This is a genomic window from Natrinema sp. LN54 (genome assembly GCF_052439245.1).
GTDB classification, from domain to species: domain Archaea; phylum Halobacteriota; class Halobacteria; order Halobacteriales; family Natrialbaceae; genus Natrinema; species Natrinema versiforme_A.
In genome coordinates this window covers 217677-239983 of sequence record NZ_JBQVRP010000004.1, presented here as the reverse complement: position 1 = coordinate 239983, position 22307 = coordinate 217677, and the positions used below count along the sequence as shown (strand labels likewise).

At 65.1% G+C, this 22307-nt stretch carries 24 protein-coding genes and 1 tRNA gene; 19 read left to right on the top strand and 6 right to left on the bottom strand.

The window, feature by feature from the left end:
• Positions 1-62 precede the first annotated feature (62 nt).
• From ACT4ML_RS13635 to ACT4ML_RS13600, 8 genes are all read left to right on the top strand, one after another.
• Entirely contained in the window at positions 63-443 is a 381-nt protein-coding gene (locus tag ACT4ML_RS13635; RefSeq protein ID WP_444721360.1) for a putative zinc-binding protein, read from the top strand.
• A gap of 225 nt (positions 444-668) precedes the next feature.
• Positions 669-1031, top strand: a complete 363-nt coding sequence (rpl7ae, locus tag ACT4ML_RS13630; protein ID WP_006432515.1) for a 50S ribosomal protein L7Ae — start codon at positions 669-671, stop codon at positions 1029-1031.
• 11 nt (positions 1032-1042) lie between these two features.
• Complete coding sequence (locus ACT4ML_RS13625) at positions 1043-1267, top strand: 30S ribosomal protein S28e (protein ID WP_006064297.1); 225 nt, start codon at positions 1043-1045, stop codon at positions 1265-1267.
• Complete coding sequence (locus ACT4ML_RS13620; protein ID WP_444721359.1) at positions 1267-1623, top strand: 50S ribosomal protein L24e; 357 nt, start codon at positions 1267-1269, stop codon at positions 1621-1623. Before ACT4ML_RS13625 ends, ACT4ML_RS13620 begins: the two co-directional genes overlap by 1 nt.
• The gene (gene ndk / locus ACT4ML_RS13615; RefSeq protein WP_138244937.1) at positions 1620-2084 is read left to right on the top strand and encodes a nucleoside-diphosphate kinase; all 465 of its coding nucleotides are present in this window, start codon (positions 1620-1622) and stop codon (positions 2082-2084) included. The genes ACT4ML_RS13620 and ndk overlap by 4 nt, the downstream gene beginning before the upstream one ends.
• Positions 2085-2359: 275 nt before the next feature.
• Positions 2360-2761, top strand: coding sequence for a DUF7344 domain-containing protein (locus tag ACT4ML_RS13610; protein WP_444721358.1), 402 nt, complete (start codon positions 2360-2362; stop codon positions 2759-2761).
• Positions 2762-2968: 207 nt separating this feature from the next.
• Positions 2969-3571: a superoxide dismutase gene (sod, locus tag ACT4ML_RS13605; protein ID WP_444721357.1), complete on the top strand. Its 603-nt coding sequence runs from the start codon at positions 2969-2971 to the stop codon at positions 3569-3571.
• A gap of 213 nt (positions 3572-3784) precedes the next feature.
• A complete protein-coding gene (locus tag ACT4ML_RS13600; RefSeq protein ID WP_444721356.1) occupies positions 3785-6814 on the top strand; it encodes an FAD-binding and (Fe-S)-binding domain-containing protein in 3030 nt (1009 codons plus the stop codon).
• 35 nt (positions 6815-6849) lie between these two features.
• Here the strand turns inward: ACT4ML_RS13600 and ACT4ML_RS13595 are convergent, their stop codons facing one another.
• The gene (locus ACT4ML_RS13595; RefSeq protein ID WP_444721355.1) at positions 6850-7539 is read right to left on the bottom strand and encodes an RNA ligase partner protein; all 690 of its coding nucleotides are present in this window, start codon (positions 7537-7539) and stop codon (positions 6850-6852) included.
• 125 nt (positions 7540-7664) lie between these two features.
• On the opposite strand from ACT4ML_RS13595, the gene ACT4ML_RS13590 reads away from it, so the two are divergent.
• From ACT4ML_RS13590 to ACT4ML_RS13580, 3 genes are read left to right on the top strand one after another with little or no spacing between them, the layout of a single operon-like run.
• A complete protein-coding gene (locus ACT4ML_RS13590) occupies positions 7665-8804 on the top strand; it encodes an RNA ligase (RefSeq protein ID WP_444721354.1) in 1140 nt (379 codons plus the stop codon).
• A 60-nt stretch (positions 8805-8864) separates the two neighbouring features.
• Positions 8865-9131 (top strand): DUF5827 family protein, encoded by a 267-nt coding sequence (locus ACT4ML_RS13585; RefSeq protein ID WP_006432521.1) that lies wholly within the window; start codon positions 8865-8867, stop codon positions 9129-9131.
• Positions 9128-9958 (top strand): ATPase, encoded by an 831-nt coding sequence (locus ACT4ML_RS13580; RefSeq protein ID WP_444721353.1) that lies wholly within the window; start codon positions 9128-9130, stop codon positions 9956-9958. Before ACT4ML_RS13585 ends, ACT4ML_RS13580 begins: the two co-directional genes overlap by 4 nt.
• A 79-nt stretch (positions 9959-10037) precedes the next feature.
• On the opposite strand, the gene ACT4ML_RS13575 is transcribed toward ACT4ML_RS13580, so the two are convergent.
• The gene (locus tag ACT4ML_RS13575; protein ID WP_444721352.1) at positions 10038-10616 is read right to left on the bottom strand and encodes an MBL fold metallo-hydrolase; all 579 of its coding nucleotides are present in this window, start codon (positions 10614-10616) and stop codon (positions 10038-10040) included.
• Between the two features lie 190 nt (positions 10617-10806).
• Here ACT4ML_RS13575 and ACT4ML_RS13570 point away from each other — a divergent pair, with 190 nt between their 5' ends.
• Together ACT4ML_RS13570 and ACT4ML_RS13565 are read left to right on the top strand one after the other, a co-directional pair.
• The gene (locus ACT4ML_RS13570) at positions 10807-12066 is read left to right on the top strand and encodes a helix-turn-helix transcriptional regulator (protein WP_444721351.1); all 1260 of its coding nucleotides are present in this window, start codon (positions 10807-10809) and stop codon (positions 12064-12066) included.
• Between the two features lie 116 nt (positions 12067-12182).
• A tRNA-Glu gene (locus tag ACT4ML_RS13565) sits at positions 12183-12257 on the top strand.
• Positions 12258-12609: 352 nt separating this feature from the next.
• On the opposite strand, the gene ACT4ML_RS13560 is transcribed toward ACT4ML_RS13565, so the two are convergent.
• Positions 12610-13050 (bottom strand): hypothetical protein, encoded by a 441-nt coding sequence (locus tag ACT4ML_RS13560; RefSeq protein ID WP_444721350.1) that lies wholly within the window; start codon positions 13048-13050, stop codon positions 12610-12612.
• 234 nt (positions 13051-13284) lie between these two features.
• On the bottom strand, positions 13285-13887 hold the full coding sequence (locus ACT4ML_RS13555) for a metal-dependent hydrolase (protein ID WP_444721349.1): 603 nt from the start codon (positions 13885-13887) through the stop codon (positions 13285-13287).
• Positions 13888-13962: 75 nt separating this feature from the next.
• On the opposite strand from ACT4ML_RS13555, the gene ACT4ML_RS13550 reads away from it, so the two are divergent.
• Complete coding sequence (locus tag ACT4ML_RS13550) at positions 13963-14604, top strand: hypothetical protein (protein WP_444721348.1); 642 nt, start codon at positions 13963-13965, stop codon at positions 14602-14604.
• Positions 14601-15233: a hypothetical protein gene (locus ACT4ML_RS13545; RefSeq protein ID WP_444721347.1), complete on the top strand. Its 633-nt coding sequence runs from the start codon at positions 14601-14603 to the stop codon at positions 15231-15233. Before ACT4ML_RS13550 ends, ACT4ML_RS13545 begins: the two co-directional genes overlap by 4 nt.
• A gap of 48 nt (positions 15234-15281) precedes the next feature.
• Here the strand turns inward: ACT4ML_RS13545 and ACT4ML_RS13540 are convergent, their stop codons facing one another.
• Complete coding sequence (locus ACT4ML_RS13540; protein ID WP_444721346.1) at positions 15282-16178, bottom strand: hypothetical protein; 897 nt, start codon at positions 16176-16178, stop codon at positions 15282-15284.
• A gap of 161 nt (positions 16179-16339) precedes the next feature.
• Between ACT4ML_RS13540 and ACT4ML_RS13535 the strand changes: the two genes are divergently transcribed.
• Positions 16340-17317 carry a hypothetical protein gene (locus tag ACT4ML_RS13535; RefSeq protein ID WP_444721345.1) on the top strand — a complete coding sequence of 326 codons (978 nt, stop codon included), beginning with the start codon at positions 16340-16342 and terminating at the stop codon, positions 17315-17317.
• A complete protein-coding gene (locus tag ACT4ML_RS13530) occupies positions 17310-17594 on the top strand; it encodes a sulfurtransferase TusA family protein (protein ID WP_444721344.1) in 285 nt (94 codons plus the stop codon). Before ACT4ML_RS13535 ends, ACT4ML_RS13530 begins: the two co-directional genes overlap by 8 nt.
• A gap of 80 nt (positions 17595-17674) precedes the next feature.
• Here ACT4ML_RS13530 and ACT4ML_RS13525 read toward each other — a convergent pair whose 3' ends face one another.
• Complete coding sequence (locus ACT4ML_RS13525) at positions 17675-18127, bottom strand: MaoC family dehydratase (RefSeq protein WP_444721343.1); 453 nt, start codon at positions 18125-18127, stop codon at positions 17675-17677.
• A gap of 143 nt (positions 18128-18270) precedes the next feature.
• Between ACT4ML_RS13525 and ACT4ML_RS13520 the strand changes: the two genes are divergently transcribed.
• Complete coding sequence (locus tag ACT4ML_RS13520) at positions 18271-19200, top strand: NAD-dependent epimerase/dehydratase family protein (RefSeq protein WP_444721342.1); 930 nt, start codon at positions 18271-18273, stop codon at positions 19198-19200.
• A 409-nt stretch (positions 19201-19609) separates the two neighbouring features.
• Positions 19610-22300, top strand: coding sequence for a phosphoenolpyruvate carboxylase (gene ppc / locus ACT4ML_RS13515; RefSeq protein ID WP_444721341.1), 2691 nt, complete (start codon positions 19610-19612; stop codon positions 22298-22300).
• The last annotated feature ends 7 nt before the right edge of the window (positions 22301-22307 follow it).

Here is a 22307-nt window from a genome sequence, read left to right as displayed (position 1 = left end):
CGCCGTCTCGAGCGCACATGTACGGGAGTACCGTTATCGGGATCTCGAGCGGGGATTTCGGTATGACAGACGCATCCGACGATCGCCCGCTGGTGTACTCCTGTTCGGGCTGCTCGAGCGCAGCGCAGATGGCGAACGATCTGGCCGTCTCGCTGGACAGGGACGGCGTCGCCGAGATGTCGTGTATCGCCGGGGTCGGCGGCGACATCGCTCCGCTGGTCGATACCGCGACGTCCGGACGGGAGATCGTCGTCATCGACGGCTGCCCGCTGGAATGCGCAAAGCAGTGTCTCGATCACCACGACGTCTCGCCCGACCTGCACTACAACCTCGCACGGGAGGGCGTGTCGAAGGAGTACCACACGGACTACGACGAGGACGAAGCCGAGACGCTGCGACGAGAACTGGAGGCGGGCATCGAGGAGCATATGAAACAGAATTGATCATTCGGGATAGAGCAGGACTATCTGGCCGTGCGGTGGTATCCCACGGCCTCGTGCGTTTGAACACGCTTTTAAGGGGGGCAGCGCTATTCGAGTGTACACCCTACGCGGGGTTGATGATGCTCCTAGCTTCACAGGACTTCCGCCGGAATCGGTCCGGCACGGGTACCCAGTGCCCGGACGGCAGGGGAGCGCGAGCCCACGTGTAGGAGAGGTGAACAACCAATGTCAGTCTACGTCAATACCGACATCCCAGCCGACCTCGCCGACGACGCTCTCGAGGCGCTCGAGGTCGCACGAGACACCGGACGCGTAAAGAAAGGAACGAACGAAACCACGAAGGCGATCGAGCGCGGCAACGCCGAGCTCGTCTACGTCGCCGAGGACGTCTCCCCCGAGGAGATCGTCATGCATCTGCCCGAGCTCGCCGACGAGAAGGGTATTCCCGTCGTCTTCATCGAGACCCAAGACGACGTCGGCCACGCGGCCGGCCTCGAGGTCGGCTCGGCCGCCGCGGCGGTCGTCGACGCCGGCGAGGCAGACGACGACGTCGAGGACATCGCCAGTAAGCTCGAGGACCTCGACTGAGGTGATCAGAGATGAGTGCTGAAGAGGAAGAAAGCGGCTCTACGCCCGCCGAGGTCATCGAGATCGTCGGCAAGACCGGCATGCACGGCGAAGCCATGCAGGTCAAATGCCGGATCAAGGAGGGCGAGAATCAGGGACGCATCATCACCCGGAACTGCCTCGGACCGGTCCGCGAAGGGGACGTACTCCAGCTTCGCGAGACCGCCCGCGAGGCCGACTCCATCGGAGGACAATAATGGTCGAGAAACGAACCTGCGACTACACGGGCGAAGAGATCGAACCCGGTACGGGCATCATGTACGTCAGAAACGACGGCAGCGTGCTCCACTTCGTCGACTCCAAGGCGGAGAAAAACTACAAGCTCGGGCGCGAACCGCGCGACCTCGAGTGGACCGAGGAAGGTCGTCGCGGCAAGGGTCCCGCACAGGCCGACACGCCTGCTGACGAGGAGGCCGACCAGACCGAGCAGGTCGAGGCCGACGAAGACGAGGACCTCGAAACGGAGACCGAAGCGGTCGACGACGAGGAAGACGTTCCCGCCGGGGACGAAACCGCCGACGAGACCGAGGAAACCGAAGCCGAGGAAGCATGAGCGATCACGAGCGAACCTTCGTGATGGTCAAGCCCGACGCCTTCGCGCGCGGACTCGTGGGCGAAGTCGTCTCTCGGCTCGAGGACCGCGGGCTCAAGCTCGTCGGTATCAAAGTCGAGAACATGCCCCGCGAGCGAGCGGAAGAACACTACGGTGAACACGAGGACAAGCCGTTCTACGACGACCTCGTCGACTTCATCACCTCGGGACCGGTCGTCCCGATGGTCTGGGAGGGCCAGGACGCGACCCGACAGGTCCGCCAGATGATCGGCGAGACCGACCCGCTCGAGGCCGAACCCGGCACGATCCGGGGCGACTACGCGCTCGATCTCGGTCGGAACGTCGTTCACGCGGCGGACCACGAGGACGAGGGCGCGAACGAACGCGAAATCGGGATCCACTTCGACGACGACGAACTGATCGACTACGATCAGCACGACGCCGAGTGGCTCTACGAGTAAGCTTCTCGACGGCCTGAAAACCGTTTTATTGTAACCGAACGATCGGTATCGGACACGAGTGTTCGGAGTGCCGCCGATTCAATCTCGAGCACAGCCACAGCGACCGGTCCGGAAACTGCTGTTCGTCGAGCTATCGACGCGTCACTATTCACGTGTCGAGAATAATATCGGATTTAACACACGTATATTTCTAGGGAGACGTAAGGTCTAATGTGAGGGCTGTAGTAGGATCGCTTGGTGGTTTCGAATGGTAACATACGGTAGGTGGTTCGTGGATGCGTGAACGGGAGGGCGAGGCGGCGGCAGTGACGGGGGATGCGACGCCGTCGCTCGATCTCGTTTTCGAACTGCTCTCGAACAGTCGGCGGCGGTACGCGCTCTACTACCTGAACGACCGGCCGGACGGTGTCGCGACGGTCGAAAACCTCGCCGAGAACGTTATCGCTCTCGAACGGACGATAGACGGCGACGAGGGGGATACAGCGGAACCGATTACCGTGGCCGACTCGGCCGCCGGTCAAACGGGCGTCCGGACGGAACTCCAGCACATTCACCTTCCGAAACTCGAGGACGCGGGGATCCTCGAACACGATCAGCGGAGCGAGACGGTTCGATACTGGAGTCAACCGTCGCTCGAGGAGTGGCTCGAACACGCACACCACAAGGAAATCAAGTAGTCCGACGGGGCGGCTAGCGGTGATCGATACGACAGTGGGGATACCGGCCGGGAGCCGCTGAAAGCTTTAAGACCTAGTCCGTGGTGGAACCAGTGACGTGTCGGTAAATCGCATGACGGAGCGGCCGTGTCTTTGTGAGGTGTGATATCGTCCCACTCCTCAAAACTTAACAGGCGAGATACCGATACAGGACGTGAGGTGCATACTATGACTGATCACGAACTTCCACCACTGCCGTACGATTACGACGCGCTCGAACCGGCACTGTCCGAACAGGTACTGACCTGGCATCACGATACGCACCATCAGGGCTACGTCAACGGCCTCAACTCGGCCGAGGAGACCCTCGCCGAGAACCGTGAGGACGGCGACTATAGCTCGACGCCCGGTGCCCTCAAGGACGTTACCCACAACGGCTGTGGTCACTATCTCCACACGCTGTTCTGGGAGAACATGTCGCCGAACGGCGGCGGCGAACCCGACGGCGATCTCGCGGATCGCATCGAGGAGGACTTCGGGTCCTACGAGGGCTGGAAGGGCGAGTTCCAGAAGGCAGCCGGTGCCGCCGGTGGCTGGGCGCTGCTGGTCTACGACCCCGTCGCGAAGCAACTTCGCAACATCGCGGTCGACAAGCACGACCAGGGCGCGCTCTGGGGCGCACATCCCGTGCTCGCGCTGGACGTCTGGGAGCACTCCTACTACTACGACTACGGTCCGGACCGCGGGGACTTCATCGACGCCTTCTTCGACGTCGTCAACTGGGAGAAGGCCGAAGAGGAGTACCAGACGTGTCTCGATCACTTCGAGTGATATAACCGGCAGTAGACGCGACGAGTTGTCTATCTCGACTTTTTTGGAGTCCGGTGGTGGATACCGCCGATAGCGGTCGGTCTCACCGTCTCGCTCGAGGAACTCGTTGGCTGTTCCTTCGTCCTCTCGAGAACTTGACCTGTGGTCCGACACCGCACGTACTGTGATCGGGTACCACGGTTTAACTGCGTGTGTCACGATGAATCATCGCATATGGCTGCCGAGGACAGCAGCGTCGACGCGACGGTCGAGGATCGAAACGGAGAGCGACGGGGCACACCGCTCGAGACGGGATCAGACGGTGACGGCGAGGCGCTCGCGGCCGACCTTCGGGCCGCCTGCGACGGCGACGTGCGGTTCGACGAGTACACGCGGGTCCTCTACGCGACCGACGGGAGCATCTACGGCGCGCAGCCGGCGGGCGTCGTCTTCCCGCGGGATACCGACGACGTCCGTGCGGCGATGCGCGTCGCGGCCGACCACGGCGCGCCGGTTCTGCCGCGGGGGGCCGGCTCCTCGCTCGCCGGACAGACGGTCGGGCCGGGCTGTGTCGTCCTCGATCTGTCGCGACATATGGACGAGATTCAGGCTATCGATCCCGAGAAACGGACCGCCGTCGTTCAGCCGGGGGTCGTCCAGGACGACCTCGACGGCGCACTCGAGCCCCACGGCCTCCGGTTCGCCCCCGATCCGGCCTCGTCGAACCGGGCGACGATCGGCGGCGGGATCGGGAACAACTCGACGGGCGCGCACTCAGTACGCTATGGAATCACGGACGCCTACGTCGAGGAGTGCGAGGTCGTCCTCGCCGACGGGTCGCTGATCCGCACTCGAGACGTCGTCCTCGATAGCCCCGAATGGGACCGGATCGTCTCGAAGGACGACCGCGAGGCCGAAATCTACCGGACGGTACGCGCACTCGTCGAGGACAACGCGGCGGAGATCGAGGAGCGGTATCCGGATCTCAAGCGGAGCGTCAGCGGCTACAACCTCCAGAAAGTGATCCGGGAGGACCCCGAAGGGAACCGGGTACTCAACCTCTCGAAACTGCTCGTCGGCGCGGAGGGGACCCTCGGCGTCGTCGTCAAAGCCACGCTCTCGCTCGTGACCCGACCCGACGAGACCGCACTGGGCGTCTACTGTTACGACGACTTGCTCGAGGCGCTGGCCGCGGTCCCCGACGCCCTCGCGCTCGAGGCCAGCGCGGTCGAACTCATGGACGACGAGGTGTTCCGGTTAGCCGCGGAGTCGGCGGAGTACGCCGAGTACGCGGAGCCGATTCCCGAGGGAACCGAGGCGGCGCTGATGCTCGAGTTCGACTCGGAAGTCGTCGACGACCTGCCGGACGCGATCGCGGCCGCGACGGCGGGTCTCGTCGACGGCGGGGCGGCGTTCGACTCGATCGAGGCGTTCTCGCCGGCGAAACAGGACACGCTCTGGAAGCTCCGGAAGGCCGCCATCCCGCTGTTGATGAGCATGGACGGTGATCCGAAACCGTACCCGTTCGTCGAGGACGCTTCCGTGCCGCCGGCGGAACTCGCCGAGTACGTCGCGGGATTTCGGGAAATTCTCGAGGACCACGACACCACGGCGGCCTACTTCGCCCACGCGGGGGTCGGCACGCTCCACATTCGACCGGTCCTGAACCTCAAGACGGAGGACGATGTCGAGAAAATGCGCGCGATCGCCGACGACGTCACGGATCTCGTCCGCGAACACAACGGCTCCTTTTCGGGCGAGCACGGCGACGGCCTCGCGCGGACGGAGTTCAACCCCAAGCTGTACGGGCCGGATATCTGGGCTGCCTTTCAGGACCTCAAATCGGCGTTCGACCCGGACTGGCGGCTGAACCCCGGGAAGGTCGTGTATCTGGAGGACGACCCCACGGACATCCGCGACCACCTCCGGTATGGGCCGGACTACGCCGCGCTCGAGCCCCGGACGACGCTCGACTTCGACGACGAGGGCGGGTTTGCCGACCTCGTGGAACTCTGTAACGGCTGTGGCACCTGCCGGCAGACCGACGGCGACGTGATGTGTCCCACCTACCGGGCGACCGAGGAGGAGATCGCGACCACGCGGGGGCGAGCCAACCTGCTTCGGGCGGCGATCAGCGGCGAGATCGACCCCGAGGAACGCTACGGCGAGCGGTTTCAGGACGAGGTGCTCGACCTCTGTATCGGCTGCAAGGGCTGTCAGAGCGACTGTCCGACCGGGGTCGACCTCGCGAAGCTCAAGGCCGAAGTGAAACACCAGTACCACGACCGCGAGGGGACGAGCCTGCGGGAACGGTTGTTCGCGAACGTCGACCGGCTCGCCGCGGTCGGGAGCGCGTTCGCGCCGATCGCGAACCGTGCAACGACGCTTCCGGGTGTGCGAACGGCGCTCGAGAAGACCGTCGGAATCGCTGCCGATCGCACGCTGCCGACGTTCCGGCGGGAGTCGCTAGTCGATTGGTTCCGGCAGCGAGGGGGGCCACAGGTCGCCGCCGAAGACGCGACGGCCGGCGTCGTCCTCTTTCCCGACACGGAGACGAACTACTCGACCCCCGAACTCGGGAAGGCCGCCGTCGAGGTCCTCGAGGCCGCGAACGTCCGCGTCGCGGTTCCCGATCTGGGTCCGACCGGTCGGGCGGCCTACTCGACCGGCATGCTCGACGTAGCGGCGGAGCAGGGCCGGGAACTGCTCGCGGACCTCGAGCCGTACCTCGAGCGCGGCTGGGCGGTCCTGTTCGTCGAGCCCTCCGACGCGGCGATGGTCGTCGACGAGTACCGGAGCCTGCTCGCGGACGAGCGGGTCGAACTCCTCGCGGCGAACGCCTTCGGCGTCTGCGAGTACGTCGACCAGCGGCGGCTGGACGAGGACCTGCCGTTCGCCCAGTCCGAGAACGCGGACACGCGACTGAGTTTCCACGGCCACTGCCATCAGAAAGCCCGCGGCGCGGACCATCACGCCGTCGGCGTGCTCCGACGGGCCGGATACACCGTCGACCCCGTCGATTCGGGCTGCTGTGGTATGGCGGGTAGTTTCGGCTACGAGGCCGAACACTACGAGCTCTCGAAAGCGATCGGCTCGCTGCTCCGAGAGGAACTCGAGGCCAGTGCGGCCGGGCGGGCGGACGGTGACGGCGAGTCGATCGTCGTCGCGCCGGGCACCTCCTGTCGAACGCAGGTGGGCGACTTCGAGGGCTACGACCGACCTGCCCATCCCGTCGAACTGCTCGCACGGGGACTCGAGCCGTAGCGGCCGGTGTGCTTCGAGGGCGGTCTGCAGGCCCCTTACGTCTCGTCGTCGACGCCGGCCGCCCGGAGGTACTCCTCGAGCAGCGTCGGGAACTGCCCGCCGCGGACGTACCGCAGCCCGAACTCGTCGGCCCACGAGATGATGCCCCGGTCCTCCGTGACCACGCCGGCGTCGAGTTCCCGCGCGAGAACGAGCAGGTCGAAGTCCTCCCGGGAATCGAGGACGCCCTGCCGGAGCGCCCGACGATACTTGTCCCGCATGTTCGAGAGGATCCGATCGGCGTCGGTCATGTACTCCTCGCGTCCGTCGTCGGTGTCTGGCTCGGCCGCGAGCGCTTCGGGATCGAGCTGTTCGACCTCGCGGATCGCCTGTTCGGAGACGCGTAGCCCGCGATCGACCCGGTCGCTCATCTCGTCGATGAAGTTGTAGACGATGTTGGCCGGAATCGTGATGCCGTACCGGTCGGGACTCTTGCGGACGACCCACGTATCGAGCCGCGAGAACACCGCCTCGTCGACATCCCGTTCGCGCAACATCGTCGCGAGTTCGTCGTGAATCGAGGGCGGCACGTAACAGGAGATGTTGAGCTCGAGCCGAGCGGTCGCGACCAGATCGAGCAGGCGGACGACGGCCGCCTCGAGGGACTCGTCGTCCCGCCGGATCTCCTCGGTGATGAACAGCGACGTGTCGAGGACGAACTGTTGGCGCGGCAGTTCCCCGGGCATAGTCGCGCCTTCGGCGGGAACGCACATAGGCCTCATCCCGCCGAACTCCGGGGCGGCCGCGATCGAACCGATCGACGATCGGGATCGGCCCGGTGTTTTTCAGCGGCAACGTGGTCGGACGACGTATGGACCGCGAGGACTACCTCGAACGGCTCGAGGCGACCGCCGAGGACCCGGCCGACCTCTTCGAGCACTTCGAGCAGCGGTCGGTAGCCGGCCGGACGCACTACGTCCTCACCGCCGCCCGCCACGGCGTCGAGCGCGGGACCGTCATCGTCGCGGACACCGACAGCGTCGTCCGAGGCTATCCGAGCGTGTCGCGGATCCTCGTGCTCGATCCCGGTATCCCCTCGTTCTTCGCGGAGAACGAGACAGTCGCGATCGAGGAGAAACTGGACGGGTTCAACGTCCGGATCGCGGTCCCCGGTGGCGAGGAAAGTGCACCTCTCGCGTTCACCAGAAGCGGCTACGTCTGTCCGTACACGACCTCGCGGGCGCGCGATCTACTCCCGCTCGAGGAGTTCTTCGCGGATCACCCGGAAAAGACCCTCTGTACCGAACTGATCGGGCCCGAGACGCCCTACACGACCCACGACTACGAGGGCGTCGGCTCCCACGAGTTCCGGGTGTTCGACGTCCGCGTCCGCGAGTCCGGCGACCCCCTCGCCGTGGCCGATCGGCGGTCGCTCTGTGCGGAGTACGGGTTCAGCCAACCGCGCCAGTTCGGACGGGTAGGGCCGTCGGCCGCGGTCGAGACGGTCGGTGATGCGATCGACGATCTCGAGGCAGCGGGTCGGGAGGGCGTCGTGATGAAATCCGGCGACGGCGAGTCGATGGTCAAGTACACGACGGCGTCCCAGCACCGCGAGGAACTCGCCTACGCGTTCTCGCTGCCGTTCGAGCACGGCCGCGACTTCGTCTTCTCTCGAATCGTTCGAGACGCGTTTCAGGCGGCCGAGTTCGACGAGGACGACGATCGCCTCCGGGAGCGAGCACACGATCTCGGCGAGTCGATCCTCGAGCCGATGGTCTCGACCATTCGGGACGTGGCAGACGGCGAGACGATCGGCGAACGGCACACGGTCAGGGGCGATCCCGACGCGATCGACGCGCTCCTCGAGCACCTCCGCGAGCAGTCGCTCACCGTCGACCTCGAGTCGGATCGGCTCGAGGACGGCGAGCGGGTCATCGAGTTCGTGAAAGTCGCAGAGTCGAGCCGGGATCGGATCCGGTACTATCTGGACGGCGGCACGCGAGACGAGTAACGGCGCGCGATCTCGAGCGCGAACGAATCATTTAGGCGTCGGCCCGCGGTACGGAGGGGTATGCCCGTCCCGAAATCGGAGTTCGAGGAGCTGCCGCCGTGTGACTTCTATACGCCGGCGGAACTGTTCGAGGACGACCAGATGTACACCGTCTACGAGATCGCCCGCATGCTGCAGGGCGTCGAGCCCGACGCCGAACTCGACCCCGAGACCGAGGACATCCTGCTCGACTGGGCGATCCCGTGGGTCATGACCAACGCGGACGACCTCGTGGTCGCCGAGCCGCGAGACGAGGACGAACCCGGCTACTACGGCCTGAAAGAATGATCCTCCTCGTGGTCGGTGCCGACCGCGTCGACGCCGGCAAGACCACGTTTTCGGCCGGCCTGCTCGAGCGAACCGGGGCCGTCGGCTACAAACCCCGCGCCGGCAACGACTTCTGGTTCGATCACGACGACTGCCGGCGAGCGCTCGCCGACGGTCGACTGTACGGCAAGGACGCGGCCCGGCTCTCGGCGGCGGACGGCCGCGACCGCCCGCCCGAGCGACTCAATCCCGTCCACCGGCTGTGGCAGCCCGCCCCCGGCGGCGACAGCGGGCTGCTCGGACGCGCCGACAGGGAGTTCCTCGTCGACCGCGTCGGTCGCGACGGCGACGACCCGCTGTTCGTCCGCAACGAGACCGCCGAGATCCCGGACGCGGTCGCCGAGGCGCTCCCGCTCGAGGACGCGATTCCCGTCGAGACCGTCGACGAGTTCAACGACCTCGCTCGGCAGCGGTACGTCCCCGCCTTCGAGCGACTGGCCGCCGACATCGAGTCGGAAGACGTCGCCGTCGTCGAGTCCTACAGCGACATCGCGCGGCCGCTCGAGGCGCTCGATCCGTCCTCAGTCGCCGCAGTCGCGGCCGTCGAACCCGGTCGCGTGCGGACCTACGCCGGCGACCGCTACTATCGGGCCTGCGAGATCGCGAGTTCGAGCCCCAGAGACGGGGCCGTCGAGAAGCGCGTCGGCGACGCCCTCGACTACCTCGATCCGCTCGAGCGGGTGTCGCTTCCGGCCCTCGGCGAGGACGCCCGGACCGACCCCGCGCGGATCGCGGACGCGTACGCCGACGCCTACGACGCGGTCCTCGACGCCGCCGCGCAGCGCTAACCGGACCGAATCCGGAGTCTCCGCTCGCGAGCGGAGAGAAACGCCGGACTGTGGAGACGGTTCCCCGGTGTGGTCCGACTCAGGACTGACGCGCCATCTGTGCCGAGAGTTCGACGTGATCGGAGGGCTCGCTCGTCACGCTCGGCCCGTGGCCGGTATGCATCTCCGCGAGCTCCGGGTCGATCCGCTCGAGCACGCGGTCGATGCTCTCGATCAGGGTCGCCCGATCGCCCTCCTCGAGATCGGTGCGGCCGAAGCTCCCGTTCTGGAAGATCAGATCGCCCGCGAACAGGACCCCTGCCGCCTCGGAGTGGAAACAGAGGTGGTCGTCCTTGTGGCCGGGCGTGTGGAGCGCGACATACTCGTGGTCGCCCAACCGGACCGTCTCCTCGTCGGCAATAGCGTGATCGACGCCCTCGATCGAGGCGTCGTACCCCCACGTGTCGACACCGAAGGCGTCTTTGACCGCCTCGAGATTGCCGACGTGGTCGCGATGCGTGTGCGTGAGGATCACCGCCTCGAGGTCGTCGACCTCGGAACGGACGGCGTCGACGACGTCGAAGTTCGCCCCGGTATCGACGAGCACGGGCCGGTCGCCGGTCACCAGAAAGACGTTGCTGGTAAACGCTTGCACGTTCCCCGCGAGATTAGTGATCATGGCGATCGATACGCGGTCGACCGATTTGTGGGTATCGACACAGGTCGGTCGACGGCGGACGGCAAACGTGTTTGAACGGAAAACACCACCCTGACGACCTGAAACGCAGGAAATATCGCAGAGCGGCGTCTATTTCGATCGACCCACGTATTCACAAGCATTTTTAGCTCCGGCACGTAGTGGTAGACGAATGAATCGGCCGGTCTCCGTCGGACTCGTCGTTCTCGTCATCCTCGCGTCCGTTGCCGGTATCAGCGGATCGGTCGACTCGGCAACGGCCGGACCGACCGACCCGTCGGCGACGGAGCCCGCTCTCGCGGAGAGACAGGTCGAGACGACGGCCGACGCTGCTGACTCGAGTCCGTTCGTCTCACAAGAGGCCCAGAATTTCGACAATCGGACGTTCGATATCACGATTTACGAAAACGGCAGCGCGACGTGGACGTTCCGGTACGAACGCCACTTCGCGAACGAAGACAACGAGACGGAGGCCGAAGCGAACTTCGAGACCTTCATCGAGCGGTTCGAAGCGAACGAAACCGGCCTCTACGATCAGTTCATCAACCGGTCACAGTTGCTGACCGAGGCCGGTTCGGCGGAGACCGACCGAGAGATGGAGGCGACGAACTTCCGGCGGTCCGCCCGGATTGAGGAGTGGCCGAGCAAGCGAGGGGTCATCGAGATGTCGTTTACCTGGAACGGGTTCGCGGCCGTCAACGACGGGACCGTCGTCGCGGGTGACGTCTTCCAGGACCTCTACCTGCCGCCCGGTCAGGCGATCGCCTACGAGGCCGGCGGCGACCTCACCTTCCGCTCTATCGAACCGAACGGGGAGTACGCAGGGAACTCGCTCGAGTCGGCGAACTCCGTCCAGTGGAACGGTCAACAGCAGTTCGTCGACGGCCGCCCGCGTGCGGTTCTCGAGCGGCCCGACAGTGCCGCGGCCGGCAGCGGGAGCGGCGACCCGATTACGGCGATGACCGGTGCCGACATCGTCTGGTATCTCGTCGCCGGGCTCCTCGTGACCGGGATCGGGATCGCAGCCGTGGTCTGGTATCGACGATACGGTCCCGGTGCCGACGATCCGGCCGGTGGCGCCGGCGCGGCCGAACGCTCGTCCGAGTCGACGCGACCGCCCGCCGCAACTCACGCCGGCGCGTCCACACCGGACGCCGACGCGACCCCCGACTCGGATGACGCGGCACCCCTCACCGACGATGCGCTCATGACCGACGAGGACCGCGTCGTCAAACTCATCCGAGAGAACGGCGGCCGGATGAAACAGGTCAACATCGTCGACGAAACCGGCTGGTCGAAGTCCAAGGTCAGCATGCTGCTTTCGGACATGGAAGACGACGGCACCATCAGCAAACTCCGCGTCGGCCGCGAGAACATCATCAGCCTCGAGGGCTTCGAACCCGAAGCGACGAAGTCGCCGTTCGACGAGTGATCGCCGCACCGGTATCCCGTCGTTGATCGGTTCTCGCATGGGACTGTCCGCCACTCTCGAGACGAAACGGAATCCTTAAACATCGTACTGCGCTACGATTGGATGGAGACGAAGCCGCTCCGATGGTGTAGTCCGGCCAATCATATTGCCCTCTCACGGCAATGACCTGGGTTCGAATCCCAGTCGGAGCATACTGCTGTTTTCGAAGGGTTCAGACGATTTCCGTGCTATAAGAGCAAGCCGTATCCAAAACCTTAGCGGGCACGCCATCGTCGGCATCGATGAACGACACCTCGTCAACCCGACGAATCGAGACGACCTCACATGGCACCATCCCGACCAAGACCGCCTGAGCGATGGTGTCCCCCGACACCCGCTACGCGCTGATGGAACTCACGCAACCCCGGCGTATCGGCAAATTCGACGCTGAGAAGCGCATCCGCACCGAACTGGGCACCGGTGCGCCGGCAACAGCACCGATCGTATCCGTTCGCCACCAATCACTTTTCAGAGGCCGTCGGTATCTCAACTGCCAGTTCGACCTCAGGACCGATACCCGATCGTGTAGCGACGTAACACCCCTGTGACCGATCCGACGACGAACCCGATCCCCAGCAGTATCGCCACGTAGATTTCGTTCATTACGAACGAGTAGATCTGTGTGCCGAACACTACGTAGAACGCGGAGAAGACGATCCCAGTAACGAGTCCGTATCCGATCCCACTGAGCGCGTAGTTGCAGGCCAGCGGTCGCGCCTCGAGATGGTACCACGCCGTTCCCATCACGACTACCGTCACGGCCACACAGAGCAGATAGAAGTGGAAGTACGTGTGTCCGAGCAAGAACAGCAGCGTTTCACCGACCCCGCGGGGGCCGTTCAGGTGTTCCGCGATGAACGGGAGCACGTACCCCCCGATGAGGAGCACTACCGTCAGAGCGGTATTTTGGGTCCGGCTGCGAAGGCTGATTGCACCCTCCCTCATCGTCGTTCGAGTATGAGTCACCGTCTTGCAGGGTAAAGTCTCTGGTAGTTCTCACTGAGACAGTGGTATGATCTAGCGGCAAGAGAGTCGGCGAGCGATCCGTTCTGGAATCGACGCGACGTGTACGTTCCGCGTCAGGGTCAAGAAGTCGAGTGAGCGGCCGTCGGACCCCGTCCCGGCGATGGCATGGCGTCGCGGCCGTGGGACGGCGTCCGGTGATCGTACTAGTACTCTCTATTGCTTGTATCGGCTCGGAACGTAGTCGTCGACGGACTCGGGGACGGCGCCGAAGACGACCGGCGCGGCGTTCGCGAGCCGCCGGCGAAGGAGAACGTACAGCCCGGCGACCAGCAGCGCGGCACCGACGAGCCACCGGAACGGGCCCTCGAGCACCAGCCACAGCGGGACGCCGGCGAGCGCCGAGAGCAGCAGATCCTCCGGCGCACCGTCGTACCGAACCCAGCGCTTCGGGGCTCGCCAGCGGCGTCGCACGTGGTCGTAAACCGCTCGGTCGGAGGTTCCCTCCCACGGCCGGAGTTCGAGACCGCCGCCGTAGCGATCCATCCGGCAGTGGAGGGTGGCCCCGGCGAGCAGGAACGCGGCGGTGACGAGCCACGGAGCTGCAATGAGCGCTGCCGCGATCGCGATCGGGACGGCAGCGACCACGTACAGCGTCGGATAGTGGAGCGTTCGCCGATGCCCCGCGTAGAGATCGAGATCCGGGAGGACGCCGCCGAGGAACCCCCCGATGAGCGCCGCCGGTGCGAGTTCCGGGGCGAAGACGACGAACGGCGCTGCGATGGCCAGCCCCAGCAGCGCGTGTGTCGGGAGCATCATATATCACCTCGAAGGGGAGTCGGCGAGATAAGCCCACCGGCGGATTTATGACTCGATGGTGTGTCGAACCCGAAAATGCCGAGGAACGATAGCGATGTGTCGCCGGAACCCCGCGCGGACGCGGCGGCGGACGTGTTCGAACGACTGTTTCGGAGCGGTCGAACGAACGCCCTCCTCGCGTGGCTGGTGGTCGGCGTCCTCGCGACGGTGTTCGTCGAGAGCGCGCTCGATTTCGACCGCCAGTGGCTCGTCTTCGTCGCCGGGGTCGGCACGGTCGTTCTGATTCCGCCCGTCGCCTACGGCGAGTGGCGCGTCATGTTGCCGTGGGAGTTGCTCGTCATCGCGACGTTGCCCATCCTCGTTCGGGGACTGTTCGGCGGCAGCGTCGGCACGTTCGCCGCTTACCTCGCTGTCGCCGGGCTGGCGCTGCTCATCACGGTCGAGCTCCACATGTTCACGTCGCTGCAAGTGACCCACTGGTTCGCCATCGCGTTCGTCGTGTTGACGACGCTGGCGTCGGTCGCGGCCTGGACCATGGTCCGATGGAACCTGGATCGGGCGTTCGGCACGTCGTATCTCTCGACGAACGAGGCGTTGATGGCCGAGTGGCTCTCCGTGACCGTCGCCGGGCTGGCGGCCGGCATGTTGTTCGACGCCTACTTCAGACGCCGCGACCGACAGCTCCGGCGCGCGCTCAGGCGGGTGGTGCGCCGATGACGCGGCTGCCGCGGCCCTCGGTTCGAAACCAGCGACGGCTCACGCGGGTGATGCAATTCGTCTTGGTCGCGCTCGTCGGCTACGGACTCCTCGACGGCCAACCGAAGGCGATCGTCAACGGCAGCGTCGCGCTCCTGATCACGGTCCTGCCAGCGCTGTTGGAACGCAACTACGACCTGCCGTTGGACCCGTGGCTCGCCCTCTGGATCACGTCCGCCGTGTTCCTCCACACGCTCGGGTCGGCGGGGCTGTACGGACAGATCGGCTGGTGGGATCACCTCACGCACGCGCTGTCGGCGTCGCTCGTCGCCGGCGTCGGCTACACGGCCGCTCGAGCGGTCGACCTCCACGTCGACGACATCCACATCCCGAGTCGGATCGCGTTCGTCTACATCTTCGCCGTCGTGATGGCCTTCGGCGTCATCTGGGAGCTGTTCGAGTTCGGGCTCGACATCCTCGCCGCTGAGACGGGCCTGACCATGCCGCTGGCCCAGCACGGGCTCGACGACACGGTCCGCGATCTGATGTTCAACTCGCTGGGCGCGCTCCTCGTGGGGCTGTTCGGACAGGTCCACCTGACCGATGTCGCCGAGACGGTCCGGGAGCGGCTGCTCACGGTACAGTCCTGACCGAGACGAGTTCTCCTCCCTGACCGCTGACGGCCGGCCGCCGATCCGTCATCGGCGCCGATCCGGATCGTCCGAGAGCGCGAGATGCCCCGTCGGAAACTGCCGGAGGGCCGGGACCGAATCCGCGTGCGGATCGAACGCGGTGTAGGCAAACGCCTGCCAGAGCACGCGTTCGGGATAGGGCCGAGCGGAGAGGTCGACGCCCAGCGACGCCGCGAGGGCTTCGTAATCGAGTTCGCCGTTGGCCGTCGGGACGGCGAGCGGGGACGGAACGGCCTCGAGATCGAGCCCGAACGAGGGGAACAACCGGTAGTCCGCCCCGATCGCCGGATGCTGTAGCTCTCGTTCACCGGGGAACCGAACGAAGAGTTCGGGCGACGTCTCCGTCGGGCCGCCCCCGCCGTCGACTCGGTTCACCGTCCGTTCGCCGATCGAGACGTGCCGTCGCGTCCCCGCTGGAACGACGACCACGGTGCCGTCGACCAGCAACTCGAGGCGCGACTCAGACAGCGCCCGTATTCGAACGTCGGGCACGGCGTAGGACTCGACGAGCGTCCGCGTCGAATCGCCGGCGATCGTCCCGTCGACGATCACCGCCGTCGTCTCGTCACGTCGCGACACGAGATCGAAATCGGTCGACGCTCGGGCCGTGACCGGCGAAAGCGACTCTGTCGTCGCACAGACGCCGCTCCACTCGCTCGGCTCGCCCGATCCGGGCTCGAGGGCCGGCCGCCAGTAAAAGACCCGATGGGTGCCCTCGAGCGCGTACGGGACCGCGTCCGGAAAGAACGAGTCGCCGTACGCGGTCGGCTCGAGGTCCGGGTGCTCGAGCGCGAGTTCGACGTACGGACGGCGCTCGACGATCGGTTCCGCGCGGTCCGCGCCGGACGACCGCTCCCAGCGGCTGTCCGTCGTTCGATCGGAATCGGGTGCTGATCGGTCCATCGACACTCGCCACAACTCGGGTTCGGCCGACCGAAACGCTGTTTCCGGAGATGTTCGGGGGGTGAGCGGGAGTGCTCGTCCGCCGGCTGCACCGCGAGGCGAATATGTCCGCGATCGAACTTAGCGTCGGTGAGCGACAATCCTCGAGCGAGTGACCAGCCATGTCTGATTCACCGGCAGGCGTTCGGACGACCGTCTCGACCGATCTCTTCGATAGATACCTCCTGCCGAAGGTCGCACTCGCCGTCATTTTGACCGGGTCGCTGCTCGGGACGTGGGTGTCCGGACGGTTCGGCGGCCAGTCGATCGCCGTCACGCTCGCCAAGTGGTCGTACTTCGTCGCGACGGGCGTGCTCACCGGCGGCCTCGTCTGGAAACACTGCTTCGTGCGGCCGCGGGATCTCGGAGCGAACGCCGGGGACTACTGTGCCGAGATGTACGCGCGATTCGATCGGATCGCGACCGGTGCCGTCGCTCTCCTCGCAGTGTCCGGCCCGATCGTCCTCGCTGCGTACGTCTCGGCGCTCGGAACCGGGGCGCTCACGGTCGGGTTGGGATCGCTGCTCGCAGCGTGGCTCGGGACGGTTGCCGTAACGGCGCAGCGCTCGGCGGCCGCCGAGGCGCAGTTTCGAAGTCCGGTCGGTCTCCTCGCGCTGGCCCTCGCGCTGGCGGTCGTCGCGGGTACGGGAATCGCGGAGGTGAGTCTGCGCGGGTTCGACCCGGTCACGGCGGGCGTCCGGACGATACACCTGTTCGCGTTCGTCGCGTGGATCGGAGGCGCCGTCTGGAACATCTTCATCGCCGTCCCGACGGGACAGAGGCGACCGACGACGGCCGTCGTTCGAGCGGCGGGCGACCAGCTCGAGCGCTTTCGGTGGACGGTTCGGTTCGTCATCCCGCTCATCTTCCTGACCGGACTGTATCAGGCCGTCGCCGTCCTCGGCGTGCGCTTCGAAACGTACGCGGGAACGGCGGTCGGTTGGGTCGTCCTCGCAAAAATCGGCATCATCGGGCTGTTGGCCGTCATCTTCAAACTCTGTCCGATGTGGCGGGCCTGCTCGCCCGTCGAGGGCGTCTGCGAGCTCGAGGAGACTGGTTCCGGATCGGGAACCGCCAGCGGGGGAGACGGTGATGACTGAGGGCAAAATCCCCGAGACGGCCCCTGATGTCGATCCCGATCTGACGGTCGACAACCGGGGCCGGGGCTGTGCGAGCGGCATCGCTCGCGTCCAGCGGGCGCTCGAGGACCTCGAGAGCGGGTCGATACTTCGCGTTCGGAGCACGGACCGGCGGGCGAAACGCGAGTACTCGCAGCTGGCGGCACAGACCGAGCACGAACTGCTGGCGATCGAAACGAACCGCCACAAACTGCTTCGAAAGGAGTACACGACGTACCTCGAGATACACCGCTCCTGAGCGGCGATCGGTCGGAACACGGTTCCGACCGCGGGTTCGTCCGAACGCGATACGTTCCGACCGGCGCTCTCCTCGACGACTCAGTCGGCCCCCGGATTTCGGCGCGCGATCATGCCGAGTCCGATCCACGAGATGACCACGTCTCCGTCCTGCGTGACTCCCTCGAGGCGGCTATCGACGTAGCCCCGTTCGGGGTCGCTCTCGGAGACGCGCTTGTCGATGACTTCGGTGCGGATCGAGAGCGTATCGCCGGGCCTGACCGGCCGTTTCCACCGGAGTTCGTCGACGCCGCGGGCACCCATGCCGGCCCGGTCTTGCATCGGGCCGTCCACGAGCATCCGCATACACATCGCGGCGGTGTGCCAGCCCGAGGCGACCAGTTCGCCGAACGCCGAGTCCTCGGCGGCTGCCTCGTCGGTGTGAAACGGCTGGGGATCGTACTGTTCTGCAAACTCGAGGATTTCCTCTTTCGTGACGTGATACTCGCCGAATTCGTGGGTTTCGCCGACCTCGATATCCTCGTAGTACCGCATAACCGTGTGGTGTGGTACGTATCGGCAAGAGCCTGTGGGCCGAGGCAGAATGGGAGCAGTCCGCGGGTCGGCTTCGGTGCCGCGTCATCAGTTCTAGTCGAGGTATCACAACATCTATTCGTTGCCGGGTAGGGGATTTCCGTATGACTCTCGAGGAGCAGACCGTTCTCGTCACCGGCGGCGCAGGGTTTATCGGCTCGAATCTGGCGAATCACCTCGCCGAGACGAACGACGTGACCGTCGTCGACGACTGTTATCTGGGGACGCCGGCAAACCTGTCCGACGAGGTCGAGTTCGTCGACGCGAGCGTTCTGGACGACGACCTGCCGACGGACGTCGACGTGGTGTTTCACCTGGCGGCGCTGTCCTCCTACGCGATGCACGAGGACGATCCGACGACGGGTGCCAGAGTGAACGTCGAGGGGTTCGTCAACGTGGTCGAGCAGGCCCGAGAGGAGGGCTGCGAGACGGTTGTCTACGCCTCGACGTCGTCGATCTACGGCAGCCGCACCGAGCCGTCGCCCGAGGAGATGGACGTGAGCGTCAACACCGGCTACGAAGCCTCGAAACTGGCGCGCGAGCGCTACGGGGAGTACTTCTCGAACCACTACGACATGTCGGTTGCCGGAATGCGATTTTTCTCGGTCTATCAGGGCTACGGCGGGGCCGAGGAGCACAAGGGCGAGTACGCCAACGTGATCGCGCAGTTCGCCGACGACATCGCCAACGGCGAGTCGCCCGTGCTCTACGGCGACGGCACCCAGACGCGGGACTTCACCCACGTCTCCGATATCGTCCGCGGCCTCGAGTCCGCCGGTGCGGCGGAACTCGACGGCATCTACAATCTCGGGACCGGCGACGCCTACGATTTCAACACGGTCGTCGAGATGCTCAACGACGAACTGGGGACCGAGGTGGAACCGGAGTACGTCGAGAACCCGATCCCGGATTCGGTCTACGTCCACGACACCTGTGCCGACGCCTCGAAGATTCGCGAGGAAGTCGGCTGGGAGCCCCGGATCGATTTCGAAGAGGGGATTCGCCGCGTCTGTGCGCAGTACACCGACGAGTAACGACCCTTGGACTGTCGGCGTCCGTGGTGGCGCTCGAGACTCGTCTCGAGACCGTTCAGTTCGAACGCGAGTGGCGGCTGATTTCCGTACGAGAAAATACAGCATGATATAAACTGAATCCGGCTCCGTCCTCGATGTGAAGATGATGATTAATTGCATAGAATGAGGGTCTGCAGTCGTGAATTTTCTCGAGCCATCACTCGTTCAACGAGAGATGTAATTTACATTCGTAGTAAATATCTCGCTTCGAGCTAGTGGTTCCCGTACCGATTCGCCGCACTGATTATCGAGCCGACATTGGCCGTTCGTCGGCTGTCGAACCCTGCTAACTATCATCATGGAAGGCGATGAACGGGCGAATCAGTGCTCCTGCGAGGGATTTTTACCATGGCATCTATATCTCCATGATATGCGACTTCACAACAGGGATGTCCGACAGGACGTCCGCGAACTCGGCGCGTTGCTCGGGGACGTTCTCGAGGACCAAACGTCTCGCAGGGCGTTCGATACCGTCGAGTCGTGTCGACAGGCCGCCATCGAGTACCGTTCGGGCGAACTCGAGTCGCGAGATCCACTGGTTACGGAACTCGAAAACCTCTCGCCACACCAACAGCGGATCGTCGCCCGTGCGTTCACGACCTACTTCGAGTTGATCAACCTCGCCGAAGAGCGCGAGCGGGTTCGGACGATCCGGACTGAGTCTCAGGAGGGGACCCTCGACGACAGCCTCGAGACCGCAGCCGAGGAACTCGGCGAGGCCGATATCGAGACCGTCCAGCAGGTACTCGACGACGTGCTGATCGAGCCGACCTTCACGGCGCATCCGACGGAAGCCCGCCGGAAGACGGTCAAATCCAAGCTCCGAGAGATTTCGACGTACATCGAAACGTTAGACGAGCGGCTGCTGACCGATAAGGAAGAAAGTCAGGTGTGGCGGGACATCGACGCCGAGGTGACCAGCCTCTGGCAGACGCCACAGGTTCGCAACCGCCAGCCCGAACCCGAAGACGAAGCGCGCAACGTCCAGTGGTATCTCGAGAACACGCTGTTCGATGTCGTCGGCGAAGTCTACGACGAACTCGACGACGCCATCGACGAGGAACTCCCGGGCAACCTCGAGATTCCGAAACTCTTCGAATTCCGGTCGTGGGCGGGCAGCGACCGCGACGGGAATCCCTACGTGACTCCCGACGTGACCGCCAATACACTCGAGCGCCAGCGGTCGGTCATCGTCGAGCAGTACCGAACCCAGCTCAAGCGCCTCTCGGGAGTGCTGAGCCAAGACGGCAGCCGCATCGACGCGGGTTCGGCGTTTCAGGCTTCCCTCGAGGCGGATCGCGACCGACTGCCCGGGAGCGCCCGCACGGCCGAAGAGCGGTATCCGGGCGAACCCTACCGGCAGAAACTCAAACTCATGCGCGAGCGCCTGCGCCGCGTCGGCGACGTTCGTCCGGGCGGCTACGACGATGTCGACGACCTCCTCGAGGACCTCGAGGTGATCGCGACGAGCCTGCGGAACAACGGAGCCGAGAGCGTCGTCGACGCCCACGTCGATCCCATCCGCCGGCAGGTCGCCACGTTCGGCTTCTCGCTCGCCAGCCTCGATCTGCGCGAGCATCAGGCGAAACACACCGACGCCATTGCGGAAGCCCTCGAGGCCGAAGGGATCGACTACCACGGACTCTCGGAGGACGAACGCGTCGAGTTCCTGACCGATGCCGTCCTGCAGGAGGAATCCGTGATCGATCTGAGCGACACCGAGAACCTCTCGGACGATTCGGAGCGGGTCCTCCGACTGTTCGACAGTCTCGCCGACTGGCAGACCGAGTACGGCAGTCACGCCATCGACACCTACTGCATCTCGATGACCGAGGAACCCAGCCACGTCCTCGAGGTGCTCTTCTTGGCCGATCAGGCCGGAGTGGTGTCCCTGCCCGAGCACGCGGGGATCGATATCGTTCCGCTGCTCGAGACCGAGTACGCCCTGTCCGGTGCTCGCCGGATCATGGGTACCCTGTTCGAGAACGAGGCCTACGCGCAGGTACTCGAGGCCCGCGGACAGACCCAGGAGATCATGCTGGGGTACTCGGACTCGAACAAGGAGAACGGCTTTCTGGCGGCGAACTGGTCGCTGTACAAGAACCAGCGCCGCCTCGGAGAAATCTGTGACGACCACGACGTGACGATGCGGCTGTTCCACGGCCGCGGCGGTTCGATCTCGCGCGGTGGCGGGCCGATGAACGAGGCCCTGCTCGCGCTTCCGAATTCGACGGTGACCGGACAGGTCAAGTTCACTGAACAGGGCGAAGCCATCGCCGAGAAGTACGCCAACCCCCGCATCGCCGAGCGCAACATCGAACAGATGCTCAACGCCCAGCTTCGGGCGCGAAAACAAGCGATCGACCAACCCGAAGAGGAGGTTCACGAGGAGTGGGTCGACGCCATGGAGACCATGGCCGATACCGCTCGGCAGGAATATCGGGACCTCCTCGAGAGCGAGGGATTCGTCCAGTACTTCGAGCAAGCGACGCCGATCACGGTCATCGAGGACCTCGACCTGGGGTCGCGGCCGGCCTCCCGGAGCGGTGAGCGGACCGTCGAGGACCTGCGGGCGATCCCGTGGGTGTTCTCGTGGACCCAATCGCGGTGTATCCTCCCGGGCTGGTACGCCATCGCGACCGGCATGGAAGCGTATCTCGAGGACGGCGGATCGATGGAGACGCTCCAAGAGATGTACGACGAGTGGCCGTTCTTCCGGACGACCCTCGACAACGCCGCGCTCTCGCTGTCACGGACCGAACTCGAGATCGCCGAGCGGTACGCCGAGATGGCCGATCCGGAACTTCGCGAGCGGTTCTTCCCCCGCGTCTCCGACGAGTACGAGCGGGCCGCCGACCTGATCACCGAGATCGGGCAGCGCGACCGTCTGCACACCCGCGACTGGCTCGGCGAGAACTTGGAGCGCCGGAACCCGTACGTCGACCCGCTGAACGTCCTCCAAGTCCACTTGCTCAACCGGAACCACCGAACGGATATCGAGGAGCGGACGCTCCGACTGACGGTCAAGGGAATCGCGGCCGGCATGAAGAACACGGGGTAAGCGAGCG